Origin of the sequence: Spirosoma utsteinense, assembly GCF_014282275.1 — a bacterium.
GTDB lineage: Bacteria > Bacteroidota > Bacteroidia > Cytophagales > Spirosomataceae > Spirosoma > Spirosoma utsteinense.
In genome coordinates, this window is sequence record NZ_VFIA01000022.1 from 79,582 (window position 1) to 93,486 (window position 13,905).

7 protein-coding genes are annotated in these 13,905 nt (G+C 54.4%); 2 read left to right on the top strand and 5 right to left on the bottom strand.

Annotated features, from left to right (window positions below; translation table 11 throughout):
* Positions 1-17: 17 nt before the first annotated feature.
* Positions 18-1,769 carry a HAMP domain-containing sensor histidine kinase gene (locus FH603_RS17475; RefSeq protein WP_186738869.1) on the top strand — a complete coding sequence of 584 codons (1,752 nt, stop codon included), beginning with the start codon at positions 18-20 and terminating at the stop codon, positions 1,767-1,769.
* Between the two features lie 22 nt (positions 1,770-1,791).
* Here the strand turns inward: FH603_RS17475 and FH603_RS17480 are convergent, their stop codons facing one another.
* From FH603_RS17480 to FH603_RS17500, 5 genes are all read right to left on the bottom strand, one after another.
* Positions 1,792-4,326 (bottom strand): DUF5686 family protein, encoded by a 2,535-nt coding sequence (locus FH603_RS17480; RefSeq protein ID WP_186738870.1) that lies wholly within the window; start codon positions 4,324-4,326, stop codon positions 1,792-1,794.
* A gap of 290 nt (positions 4,327-4,616) precedes the next feature.
* A complete protein-coding gene (locus FH603_RS17485) occupies positions 4,617-5,345 on the bottom strand; it encodes a DUF4405 domain-containing protein (RefSeq protein ID WP_186738871.1) in 729 nt (242 codons plus the stop codon).
* A gap of 141 nt (positions 5,346-5,486) precedes the next feature.
* A complete protein-coding gene (locus tag FH603_RS17490; protein ID WP_186738872.1) occupies positions 5,487-8,147 on the bottom strand; it encodes a TonB-dependent receptor in 2,661 nt (886 codons plus the stop codon).
* Between the two features lie 170 nt (positions 8,148-8,317).
* On the bottom strand, positions 8,318-10,513 hold the full coding sequence (scpA, locus tag FH603_RS17495; protein WP_186738873.1) for a methylmalonyl-CoA mutase: 2,196 nt from the start codon (positions 10,511-10,513) through the stop codon (positions 8,318-8,320).
* Positions 10,514-10,700: 187 nt separating this feature from the next.
* On the bottom strand, positions 10,701-12,059 hold the full coding sequence (locus FH603_RS17500; RefSeq protein WP_186738874.1) for a methylmalonyl-CoA mutase family protein: 1,359 nt from the start codon (positions 12,057-12,059) through the stop codon (positions 10,701-10,703).
* A gap of 411 nt (positions 12,060-12,470) precedes the next feature.
* Here FH603_RS17500 and dnaA point away from each other — a divergent pair, with 411 nt between their 5' ends.
* Positions 12,471-13,880 (top strand): chromosomal replication initiator protein DnaA, encoded by a 1,410-nt coding sequence (dnaA, locus tag FH603_RS17505; protein ID WP_186738903.1) that lies wholly within the window; start codon positions 12,471-12,473, stop codon positions 13,878-13,880.
* The last annotated feature ends 25 nt before the right edge of the window (positions 13,881-13,905 follow it).

Here is a 13,905-nt window from a genome sequence, read left to right on the forward strand (position 1 = left end):
ACTTCCTTCCAATTCCCATGACCCTTAAAGCCAAAGTATCATCAGCCCTGTTTTTTCTGTTCATGATCATTCTGTTGCTGAGTGGGTTGAGCGCTTATTATCTCGATCGTCTCGCCGATGATTCGCAGGCGATTTTGACGGATAATTATGTGTCGCTTGAGTTTGTCAGCAATATGCAGAAGGCCATAGCCGACCGCACCGATCCTGATGCCATGAGTAATTTTGAGACGAACCTCAAAAAGCAGGAGCAAAATACGACTGAGGTAGGCGAAAAGGAAGCGACGCAGGCTGTACGCCAGGAGTTCAACCGGCTCCGGTCGGGTCAGCCTACCGATCCTGCAACGCTCAGTCGAATACAGCAGAATCTGTTTCGGATCGACGACTTCAACCGGCAGGCCATTATTCGCAAAAACGAAACCGCCAAACAAACGGCGAAAGATGCCTTGCTCTGGCTGGAAATCGTCGGGACGTTATGCGTACTCATCCTGCTGTCGTTTATCATCAATTTTCCCGGCTACATTGCCAATCCTCTGCATGAGTTGACGCGGGGTATCAAACAGATTGCCAGCCGCAACTTTGAGGAACGGCTGCATTTCCGGTCGAGCGATGAATATGGCGAGCTGGCACGGTCCTTTAACTCGATGGCCCAAAAGCTGGACGAGTACGAGCATTCCAGCCTGGCGCGGGTGTTGTTTGAAAAGCGACGCATCGATACGCTTATCCAGATCATGAGCGAGGGCATTATCGGGCTGGATGAGAACCGCCGGGTCCTGTTTGCCAACCCGGTTATCTGTCGGCTGCTGGGTACCACGGAGCACCAACTGACGGGAAAATATGCGCCCGACGTAGCTGCGTCCAACGACCTGATGCGGACGCTGGTCCAGCCGTTGATGGCCAGCGCCCTGGCCCCGGCGGAAGACAGTGGGCTACTGAAAATCTACGACGAAGGGCGGGAGAGTTATTTTAATAAACGGATTCACACCGTAGACGTAACGCGTACCGGCGAAGAGCAGGCACAACTGGCTGGTTATGTGATTGTGCTCGAAAATATCACCTCCTATAAAGAGCTGGATTTAGCCAAAACCAACTTCATCGCTACCGTTTCGCACGAGTTGAAGACGCCCCTGTCGAGCATTAAAATGAGTTTGACCTTGCTCAACGATAACCGGATCGGGCAGTTGAACGATGAGCAGAAACTACTGGTGGGAAACGTTCGCGACGACGCCGACCGCCTGCTGAATCTCACCAGCGAACTGCTGAACATGGCGCAGGTGGAGTCCGGGCAGATTCAGCTGAACCTGCAACCGGTCGTACCTGCTGAAGTTATCCACTATGCCATCAGCGCGCTGCAAACGCAGGTCGACCAGAAACGCCTTAACCTCCAGGTACATATCCCGACTGGCCTGCCGCCCGTGCTGGCCGACCCGGATAAAGCCTCGTGGGTGCTCATTAACTTTCTGTCCAACGCCGTTCGTCACAGTCCCGGGGAGGCACTCATCGAGGTAAGCGCCCAGGTACGGGACGGCTACGTAGAATTCCGGGTGCGGGATCACGGAGCGGGTATCCGGCCTGAACATCAGCTCCGCGTGTTCGACCGGTATTTCAAAGCATCGGCCATGGGTCACGCTCAGGGAAACGAGCAAACCAGCGGTACGGGCCTCGGTCTGGCCATATCGAGCGAATTTATCCAGAGTATGAACGGCCAGATCGGGCTGGATACGAGCGTAATCGACGGGGCTTCGTTTTACTTCCGGCTGGCGGTGGTGTAGAGAGACGCTGTTTTGCCGCTGATCAGAAAGCCAGCCAACCAGAGAGTTTGATGGAAAAGGGGGTGACCGGTATGCCGGTGCGGCTGACATTGTCGCGGTAGGTAAGCCGGTGGATGGCATCGACCCGCAGAACTTTGAAGATATTATCGATGCCGTAGCCGACTTCGACATATGGAGTCCGGGTAAGTGAGCTAAATCCCTCGACCGGGTTGCCCTGCGCGTCAGTGCCGGGGATCATAGCCAGGTTGGATGCCGATACACTACCGGCCAGCACTTTAGCCGTGACCAGTTCGCGCCATTTCAGGCGTCTAAGCAGCGGAATCCGGTTGAACAGCAGTCCGGCGAAGTTATGTTCGAATTGTACCGTAGCCCAGCGGTCGCAAACGAACTCGAAGTAATTCATCAGGTTGTAAGCATTTCCCACGTAGAAGAACGACTCGTTGCCCAGTGGGGTGTAGAGTAGGGGATACGGAACGGTAGACGGGATAATGCCCGCCCCCAGCGAGTAAAAAGTCCGGCCCAGCACCCCCACGCGAAACGAGTGTTTCATGGTCACGGCCACCCGATGGTACGTAAAGTCGCTGCCCAGCACATCCCGTAGGCCAAGGGTATAGCGCAGGGTGTAGATAGGTTTGCGGGTAGCTCCGGCACTTACCCGAACGTTGTCGTTCTGGAGCATGACCTCGTCAGGTGCGAAGCGGGTTTCTGAGCTTAGCTCGGTCGTCCGGTACGTCGTCCGAACTTCCTGATCCAGGTCGCGGGTCTGAGGCTGGAAAGCAAAGGGAAACAGCGGCTCGAATGTCCGGTTGCGAAGAGCGATCGTCTGGGTGAATCCCCGGCCCAGCTCGCGCCGGAAATAGGCCAGATTATCTTCCTGGAAATAAGGACGCCGGATGGTACCGAAGCGCGAGTAAGCGGCAAAGAGCGAGTTGTTGCCAATGTTGTCGGCCGAGACGCCAATGCGTTCCAGGTCATACGTCCTCCGGACACCAATGACCGTCCAGGGTTTTCGGTTCAGTACATATTCGACGCCAGCGCTGTACTTAAACGCCTGATCGCGGGTTCCATAAGCCACGTAGCCGTCCAGCAGCCATTTACGGCTGAACCCGGTATTGGTTCGTCCGCCGATCCGAAAGCGGTTTCCTTCAACCGTATTGTAGGCGTATGAATACAGAATAGGCCCCAGGTCGATGTTGAGCTGGTTGATGGGTTTGTAGCCCAGCACCCCAAGCTTGATGATCTCACCGGCTACTTTTATAAACGGAACGTTTCGTACCGAATCGACTACGCGCATGGCCTGCCACTCGCTGGGCGACAGGGAGTCGGGCCGGACGCTTTTCCAGAAACCGGCATCGGCAGTCCGGAAATCGTCAGCCAGTTCAATCGATGGGTCATAAAAGCCAACGTCTTTGGGGTCGTTCTCGATGATGTTGCGGGCGGTGGCGAAGAACCGAATCAGCGCACCGGGTGCCCGCGGGGCAGGCTCGTCGGTGTCGATGGTTACCTGCGTCTGGGTTGGGAAACGGATGCCCGAAGCGGTTTTATCCCATTCCTGCTCAATGTGCAGTTCGTCGACGAAGTTGATATTGGCCCGCTTGTCGACGCGGGCATCCACCTGCGCCAGGGCCATTTGCAGGGTATCGATCCAGACGGTTCCTACAAAAGCCAGGTCCGTAGCCCGTTTGGGCGAAAACTCAATTTCGTAGCAGATCGCGTTGCCCAGCGAGACGGTATCTTTCAGGTGAAAGGTATACACCGTTTCCCACTGGCTGCCGATGGGTGAGGGAATATCTTTCTGGAGAATATTGAGCGCATTTCGATAGAAATTATACTGCTGAAAAGACGCACCGGTCAATTGTGCAATCAATCCTCCATCACTCACGCCCACCCCGGTTACGTGCGATTTCAGTACCCGTTCCTTGGCTTTGTCGGGTTTGCTGCGGGCATAGAAGTTAGAAAACGTTTCGGAGATGAAGACAGGGACAGCCGGCTTTCCATTCTCGTCGATAATGGCGGGCAGCTTACCCAGCAACCGCCCGATGGGGCCGGGTCGACGATTCTTTTTTCGCTTCTCGGCGAAATTATTGATGTACCCTTCAATTTTAGTGTAGCTGTCGTACTGATAGGCGCTTAATCGGGAAGGGTCGTACTGGTCCCGCCGACGAATCGTCTCCCGTATGACACGATAGGCCGGGTCACCCCCTTTAGCATATACCCGTACTTCCTGAAGGCTGGTAGCGGTGGGTTTCAGCTGGGCATCGATGGTTTGTCTCGGAAGCGATGCGAGCGGGTAGGAACGGGTGGTGTAGCCGAGGCTGAGGACAAGCAGCGAATCTGATAATTGCCTGATCTGGAGAGAGTAGCGGCCTGCAGCATCGGAGGTAGTTCCCACTGTCTGGCCCTTTACAGCGATGCTGGCGAACGGAATACCCTCACCAGTACCCGCATCCGTTACGCGACCGCTGATAACATAAGTGGTTGGTTGCGCGAATAGCGACAGCGGCCAACTAAGCAGTACTAAAGTAAAAGAAAAAAAAAGGTATAGTCGTAACTTCATCCAGCCGTTGATTGCGCGTAACTCATACCATTAACCAACTGTTAGTCAACAGAGTTTACTAAATAATTGTACTATAGGAAGTTTGTGTTATGTGATTTTCGGTTTGGTAGCTTAAAACAGGGAAGCATCGAATAATAATCCATATGCCTGACAATCAGCTATCTCTTCTTCGTACATGTACGTCATAAAAATCAGTTTCGTTGCAAAAGGGCAGAGCGCCGAGGTGAGGGTAATTGTAACCCTGCTGCCCTCAACGCTCCGCAATCCGTGCTGTATATCGCTCCGAAACCTTAGTTCAAGGCTGTTGTTTCTACCAGTTTCCCGGCAGGCCGGGCTGTTTGAATGGCGGCAATGCGCCACGTGCTCTCCTGACGTTTCAATACGTGGGTATAAATCAAGGTGGTGGTTTTAGCGGCATTGGAGGAGGTACCCTGAACAACGATCACATTGTCGGTCAGGGCTTCGGCATGGTCGACGGTTGGTAGCATCGGCTCGGTGGTCGGACTGAGTCGATCGGCACCTGTCCGCAGGGTTCCGTCTTCGGCTAGTACCGCCGTTTTTTTGTCCAGCACCGCGCTAATCGCTGTGGTGTCCTGTTTGCTGAGCGCGTCGGCATAGGCTGTTTCAGTGGCACGGGCAATCGAGTCGACCGAAGCCTTAGACAGCGGTCCGCCCTGCCTCGGCTGATCGCCCCGTACCAGTGTTTTGCCCGCATTGGCGAGTTTACCGAAAACGGGCAGATCGGCTGCGATACCACCCGCCACTACGACAGCGATCAGGGCCGGAATGACAAACTCCCGCCGGATACTGCCTGTTCGCCGGTCTTTGGTATAGCCCGTTATCGAAGCCCAGTTATTGACGATGTGAAACAGGGCTGCGGCCACGAACATCACGCCAAACCAGGCGTGAATGTGCTCAACGGCATGAGAACCCTGAGCGAAATAGATGAGCAGCCCGGTCACGGACAGTACCAGAAAGACAAGCGCTACCGTGAGACTGACAAGATTTTTGGACTTCATACGAACAAGTTAAGTAAGTGGTAAGATACGGGCTATTTCCTGTGATCAGGTAGTTTATCGGGCCATCAAAGGCATACAGTTTGCTTATAAAAAAGGCCCTGTAGTTTTTGACGTCTACAGGGCCTTCTGGTATCATAGAACTTATTGACGTGGGCGGCCGCCCCCACCGCCGGTTGCCGGAGCGGCCTGCTGTGGCGCATCGTTACCTCCACCGTCGCCACCTTTCACGTCATCGTTGTTGATCGATCTCCGGCGTTTCTGGGGAGCATCGAAACTCATTTTGCCAATTTTGTAGCTGAACGTCAGGCGAACCCCGGCATTATAGAAGCTCGTCGTTGTATTCTGGCTTAGGATAGGCGAGCGCAGTTCAGACGTCATCACGAATGGGTGGTTGAGGAAGTTTTCTACTGCCAGTCCAATACTTGCTTTTTTATCCTTGAATTCCTTCCGGACGCCAACGTTGTAGAAATACATGCTGCTCTGGTACCCTTGCAGTTGTACCTGCCGACCGCGTGCTCCGCCGAATACCTGCACGCCCCAGCCATTTTTCAACGTCAGGCTGCTCATCAACCGCCCCGATACGACCCAGCCTGAGTTGGAAGCCGAATAAATGGGATTTGCATTGTTGTTGGTCAGGCTGACGTGGTAGATATCGATACCGCCCCCGATCTGCCATTTGGAAAAGAGCGTACCGTTCCCGAACAGGTTAAGACCAACAGCATCCTGCCGACCCACGTTCAGGTAATTGGTGCGGATAACCTGCTGAAATACCGGGTTGACGATATCACCGAACGACTGTGTGGCGGTATCCCGAACGGCGGTGATCTCGTTCGCCGTACGACGGGCAAACAGCGACGCGTTCAGGTATAGTCCTTTAATGTTGGCGCTGGTGCTGAACTCAAGGTTGTCGGTCAGTTCGGGCGACAGATAAGGGTTACCGACCGTGATGTTGGTTGGGTTGGACGCGTTGACGTTCGGGTTCAGAAACTGAATACCCGGCCGTTGAATCCGGCGGTTATAGGCCAGTTTAATGATCCGGCCGCTTCCCAGGTTCTTCGAGATATTGATGCTTGGTACGAGGTTGCCGTAGTTGGGTATGGCATTCGTACCGGCTTCATTGGTCTGGCCCGTCGACTCATCGCTGAACCGGGCGTTTATGAACGTGTATTCATACCGGGCACCAGCTTTGATCGTGAATTTACTTTTAGTCGTCAGCGTGTAGGACAGGTACGAAGCGGCAATGTTCTGATCGTAAAACAGCGTGTTACCGGGGCGGGTATCATCCTCGATGTAGGGTGAGTTGGCCCCATCGGCCTGAAAGTAAGCGAATTCGCTGTTTACCTGCCGGAAAATACCTTTGGCACCAAATTCCAGGAGTTGGTTGGTCTTGATCGGTGTCTGGTAGTCTACTTGCAATGTCGACTCCTGGTTATAGCTCTGGTTCTCGTTTCGCTGCCGGGAAGTAATGGTCTCGAAATCGGCTCCGCTCAGGATGTCGGCTACGAAGTTGTTTGTGCGGTTGTTGCGGCTATACAGGGCCAGAACGCTCAGTTCCTGCTGGGGTTTGTAGGTTCGGGTGTAGGTTATATTGCCGTCGACCGTACCCGACAAGTCTTTGGTCTCTACGTTCCGGTCGTTATATATCGGGAAAAAACCGTTGGGCAGAAACGTCTGTGTCAGCAGGTTATTCTGATTCGTTACTCCGTTGCGGGCACCATACCGGAGGCTGGCTGTAAGGGAGGTGTTTTTGTCGATATCGTAATCCCAGCCCAGTTGGTAGTTGCCAAACAGGCGCTGGTTGAGGGTAGATGCGGTTTGCAGCGTTCTGATATTGCCGTTGGGCGAGGCTGTCGTCTGATCGTTCGAGAAGGCACCCCGCACGTTGTACTCCGCCCGGCCGAAACCACTGAGCGAGAACCCCATTTTTCCGGTGCGGTAGTTGCCGTTAAGCCCCAGGTTACTGCCCCGGTTGCCAACCCCCCCGTTTACGTCGAGCGTGGCACCCTGTAGGGTCGTTTTCTTGGTTACGATATTGATGATACCCGCCGACCCTTCTGCATCATATTTGGCCGATGGAGACGTAATCACTTCAACGGTCTTGATCATGTCGGCCGGAATCTGTTTCAGGGCATCGGCTACACTGCTGGCGACAATGGTAGACGGTTTGTTGTTGATCAGTACCCGTACGTTGCTGCTGCCCCGCAGACTGACGTTTCCGTCCAGATCAACCGACAGCATCGGTACTTTACGGAGAATGTCACCCGCGTCGCCCCCTTTGGCGGTAATGTCTTTATCGGCATTGTAAACCAGCCGATCTACTTTCTCCTCGATCATTGCGGCCTGACCAACGACGTTGACTTCACTCAGCGTCCGGATGTCGGCAGCCAGCTTTACAGAACCCAAGTTAAGGTCTGTGCCGCGATCGACTGTAATCAGGTCTGTCCGTTTGTCCCGGTATCCGATAAATGAATACTGAAGCCGGTATTTGCCGGCCGCCAGCTTGTTGAGTACGAATTTGCCTTTATCGTCGGACGTTGCTCCATCGATAGGTTTGTTGGTTTCGGCGCTGATCAGGGCAACGGTGGCAAACTCAACGGGTTTGCCGGAGGTGGAATCGATCAGCACACCACTGATCTTACCATTGCCACGAGGCAGCGGGTCGGATTCCGGCATGGTTGCCGTTGCCGGGTTAGCCCGTTGCGGCCGTTCGCCTGTACCACTGCCCGGAGGCCCACCACCCGGAAACTGTGCGAAGGATGTGGTGGCGCTAACGATGAGCAGGGAAAGTAGCAGGGTTTTCATGACAGTCGGTTGTGTGCTTTCAGATTGATGAGTCAAAGGTGCAACCGGGTACCTGTGCGGGGAAACCAATCTGGCCGAATGCCGTTTTTTTTGTGCCGAAAGGGAAAATAAGGGTGACGAAGAGGTTGCTGAAAAACGGGTTTGACGGGGTAGCCAACCCCGCCGGGAGGTTATGAGTTCTCCGTCATTAGTTCGTTCAGTATTTTCTGGGCGGCAATAGAGATCACGGTGCCCGGGCCAAAAATACCTTTTACCCCGGCATCGTACAGGTATTGATAATCACCCGCCGGGATAACGCCCCCGGCAATGACCATGATGTCGTCGCGGCCAATTTTGCGGAGTTCGTCGATTAGTTGGGGTACCAGGGTTTTATGGCCGGCGGCCAGGCTCGAAACCCCAACGATGTGTACGTCGTTCTCAGCCGCCTGGCGGGCAACCTCATCGGGCGTTTGAAACAGTGGCCCCATATCAACGTCGAAGCCCAGATCGGCAAAACTGGTAGCAATGACTTTAGCGCCCCGATCATGGCCATCCTGGCCCATCTTGGCCACCAGAATACGCGGTCGACGCCCATCGAGTTCGGCGAAACGGTCACTCATCTCCCGGGCTATCCGGAAGTTTTCATCGTCGGAAACTTCGGCGGAATAAATTCCCGATACCGCCCGAATCGTGGCCTTATGGCGGCCAAATGCTTTTTCCATAGCGTCTGATATTTCGCCGAGGGTGGCCCGGTGCCGGGCCGCTTCAACGGCGAGGGCCAGTAGGTTGGTGCTTTCGTTCGAAGAAGAACCGCTGGTTGTATTCCCGATTTCTTTAGTGGCGGGGGAGGAAGGCAAGGTTAGACACGCCTGCGTGATCGCGTCCAGTGCCTGCGCTACGCTGGCCTGATTGCGTTCGGCCTTAACGGTTCTCAGGCGGTTCACCTGCGACTCCCGAACGGCCTGGTTGTCGATATCGAGCAGGTCGATAATCGTTTCGAACTCGGGTTTGTATCGGTTCACGCCCACGATGATGTCTTTGCCGCCATCGATGCGGGCCTGTTTGCGGGCCGCTGCTTCTTCGATACGAAGTTTGGGTAAGCCGGTTTCTATGGCTTTGGTCATACCACCCAGCTGCTCTACCTCTTCGATGAGCGTCCACGCCTTTTCGGCCAGCTCTTTCGTCAGGGACTCAATATAGTAAGAGCCGCCCCAGGGGTCGACAGCGCGGGTAATATCGGTTTCGTGCTGGAGATACAACTGGGTATTACGGGCAATACGGGCCGAAAAGTCGGTTGGCAGGGCAATGGCTTCATCCAGCGAATTGGTGTGCAGGCTCTGCGTACCGCCCAGCACGGCTGCCATAGCCTCGATGGTTGTGCGGGTAACGTTATTGAAGGGGTCCTGTTCCGTCAGGCTGTATCCCGATGTCTGGCAGTGGGTCCGTAACGCCAGCGACTTCGGGTTCCCGGGTTCAAATTGCTGCACGATTCTGGCCCACAGCAACCGCCCGGCCCGCAGCTTGGCAATCTCCATAAAGTGATTCATGCCGATACCCCAGAAAAACGATAAGCGGGGTGCAAAATCATCGATGCCCATACCTGCCCGCAGACCCGTCCGAATATATTCGAGCCCATCGGCCAGCGTGTAGGCCAGTTCGAGATGGGCCGGCGCGCCCGCTTCGTGCATGTGATAGCCGCTGATGCTGATGGAGTTGAACTTGGGCATGTGCCGCGCCGTATAGGCAAAGATGTCGCCTACGATACGCATCGATGGTTCCGGCGGGTAGATGTAGGTGTTGCGCACCATGAACTCCTTCAGGATATCGTTCTGGATAGTGCCCGACAATTTTTCCGCTGAAACGCCCTGCTCTTCGGCCGCTACGACAAAGAAGGCCATAATTGGCAGCACGGCTCCGTTCATGGTCATCGATACCGACATCTGGTCGAGGGGGATCTGGTCGAAGAGGATCTTCATGTCTTCGACCGTGTCGATAGCCACCCCCGCTTTCCCCACGTCGCCTACCACGCGCGGGTGGTCGGAGTCGTAGCCCCGGTGGGTGGCCAGATCGAACGCAACCGATAACCCTTTCTGTCCGGCTGCGAGATTACGCCGGTAGAAGGCATTGGAGGCTTCAGCCGTTGAGAACCCGGCGTATTGACGGATGGTCCATGGCTGACGAACGTACATGCTGGCATAGGGGCCCCGTACATAAGGCGGTATGCCTGCCCCGTACGACAGGTGGTTTGCATCGGCTATGTCGGCTACCGTAAAGCGGGGTTTCAGCTTTATCCCTTCCGACGTTGTATAGGGCTTACTGACGCTTTCAACGATGGGGCTACTATCCGTTTTCTGGAAAGGTGCCAAGGGTTTGAATGTTGGTTTCATCGGATAGGGACGGTGACGAAGTAGTTTTCCAGCTCGCTGATACGTTCAGCCTATGCTGCCTGTTGACTGGCTTCACGAGGTGAATCGCACGCTTCCCGGCAGCTGAACGAAGCGGATGAGTAGCTTTCTGATATCACTGGAACCTTTCGAGCCATCGTTTCATAAAAGGGTACACGGTTAAGTTACGTTATTCGAACTCTTCAGCCAAACGTCGGTCGGGTAATGGACCATTTGCTGGGCCTGGAGTTACAGGCGATTGCGCCGACGGTTCGTCATGCCGGAATTTTGTTACGCCCACCAGGACCCGGCCTTGTTTGACGGCTTCAACTTTGGTGCGGTACGACGAGTCGATTGCTGCGGTGATAAAGCCGGAGGCCAGCGCATTGGCGAAACCGCCCTGTTGCTCAACGTCCAGAAATAGCGTCCAGGCATTCTGAGTCAGTTGATGGGTCAGGGTTTCGATATAATAAGAACCCGCAGCCGGATCGGCCACTTTGTCGAAGTAGCTTTCTTCTTTCAGTAACACCGATATGTTGCGGGCAACCCGGTCCGAAAATTCACGATTGGCAGGGGTAGCCTGCTGCCCCAGAACGGCATCATATGGGCGTACGGTCAGCACATCGCACCCGCCAATGACAGCCGCCATGGCCTCGGTAGTTGCCCGGAGCAGGTTCGTGTAAGGCGTTGTAGCCGCGTCGTAAAAGGCTGAGGTCTGCGCATGAATAAAGAGTGGGTAGGCTCCTGATACCGGGTAGTGACCGGCGAACTGATCAACTAGTACCCGTAGTGCGCGGAGTTTGGCGATCTCCATAAAATAACTCGTTCCGACCGATACCGACAGAATCGTTTTAGGAATGAGCTGGTCGATGGATAGTCCGGCGTCGGTCAGGGAGTCATACAGATCGGCCAGTTTTGCTAGCATAAAAGCCAGTTCCTGGGTAGCGGTTGCGCCAGCATTGTGAAATTCGTGGCTGCTGACACATACGGTCCGAAACAAGGGTGAATCGGCTGTCAGCCGGGTGGTTTCGGCCACATCGGTACCTGAGTCGTTCAGTAATCCGCCTTTGAGTTGGTAGGGGGCCACCGTTTTCAGCGCTTCTACTACCGAAAGAGCATCGGCTTCCGGGTAGAAAAATACCGGTGTATCGCTGAGTTTGATGCCGTTGAGCAGGCGGGACAGCTGTTGAATGGCTGCGTCACCCGGTTCGGGCCTGTCAGACAGGGTTACCACCAGCCCGTCGGCTCCTCGGGTCAGGGCGTCGCGAAGCATACGATTATCTGCCTGCGCATCGCTGCTTAAGGGATAGGTGGGGGCATTGAGCCAGCCAGGGGTATGTTTCTGTACAGACTGGCCTGCTTCCGGCGATAACACGAATGGGCCTGTCTGTAGGTCCTCCGCCGTGTAGTACGGCTCAGCAACGAATCCTTCAGGGGTATTCCAGCGCAGGGTTTCAACGGCCAATGGATCTTTCAGCTCTTTCTGAACCTGAAGCATCCAGACCGATTTGTCGGTGGGTGTGAAGTGAGTACTCAAAAGCGGATCCATCAGGCAACGGGTGATAATATACCGGTAAAAGTAGCGCTTTCTCTTTTCGGGGACAAAGCGGTCCTGTCGTTGTTTGTAAGCCTTTCGTTTTGCATTATTCGAAGGGATTACTTTGCTGCGTTGACGTTCTGCCCGAATGCCGTAATTTTAGCTTACTGAACAGAGATAAAGGACAAGGACGCCCGGCGGTTCATGGCCTATGCAACGCGATCCAACCACCAGCCCAGCGCCCGGCCCGGCAGGAAAGCGGGTATCGAACGAAGGTCTTGGTTGGGTTTCCCCGACCGGCCTGCGCGGTTGGGTCAGATAAATTAGCTACATTTGTCTCCCTTTTTTTGAGCGATTAACGTGCCAGTCGCACACACACCGTACTTAGTCAATAACCCCGTGAACGGAACGAATCCATCAGGAATGCAGCGTGAGGTAACAACGGTATGGAACCGTTGTCTGGCCGTAATCCGGGAAATCGTACCCGAACAGAGCTTCAACACCTGGTTCGAACCGATTGTGCCGATGCGGCTCAGTGGTCATGTGCTGACCATACAGGTGCCGAGTGAATTTTTCTACGAATGGCTCGAAGAAAACTTCGTCCATGCGCTTCGCAAAGCCCTTGATACCGCCATTGGTCGCGATGGCCAACTCGAATACTCTATTATCGTCGACAAGGGCAACGAGCAGAACCGGCCCCTGACGGTCAATGTGCCGACTACAAAATCGACCCAGACCTCCAAACCCGACAACGTCAATCCCGATATTCTTAAAAGCCCTTTCCAGCTTAAAGACCTCGATTCACTCACGCTCGATTCATACCTGAACCCGAGCTATACGTTCGACAATTACGTAGAAGGCGACTGTAACCGGCTGGCCCGGTCGGCTGGTTATGCCGTAGCGGAGCGACCTGGTGTTACCTCCTTCAATCCACTAATGATTCATGGGGGCGTTGGGCTGGGGAAAACGCATTTGGTGCAGGCCATCGGAAATTTCATCAAGAACAACAACCAGAACAAGTTTGTCCTGTACGTCACCTCGGAGAAGTTTACCAATCAGTTTCTGAACGCCATCCGTACCGATGGCATCCGTGACTTCACGAGCTTTTACATGCAGGTCGATGTACTGGTGATCGACGACGTGCAGTTCCTGCAAAAGAAAGAGAAAACCCAGGAGATATTTTTCCATATCTTCAACCATCTCCACCAGTCGGGCAAGCAGATCATCATGACCTCCGACCGGGCACCAAGGGCATTGGATGGGTTGGAAGACCGGCTGCTGTCGCGGTTCAAATGGGGTCTGTCGGCCGATTTGCAGACGCCTGACCTGGAAACGCGTATCGTTATCATCCAGAAAAAACTCCAGGCCGAAGGCGTTTATATCGAAGACGCGGTCATTGAATACCTGGCCCACAGTATCAATACGAACGTGCGCGAACTGGAAGGCGTGATCGTATCCCTGATGGCACAGGCATCGCTGAACCGGCGCGAAATAGACCTTGAACTAGCCAAACAAACGCTGCGAACCATCGTGGTCGACTCCGAGCGGGAAGTAACGATCGACTCGGTGCAGGAACTCGTAGCCGACCATTATAATGTGACGATTGCTGATTTAAAAGCCAAAAGCCGCAAACGTGAACTCGTCCACCCGCGTCAGGTGGCTATGTACCTGGCTAAAGAAAAAACGGATCTCTCTCTTAAGTCGATCGGTTATCATTTTGGGGGGCGCGACCATAGTACCGTTATTCACGCCATCCAGACGATCAGCGATCTGGCCGCCAAGCACCCGGAAACCCGCGATATTCTGGATAAGCTGAAGGCGCGGTTCAGGTAGGCAACGACTTTCATACTTTATTCTC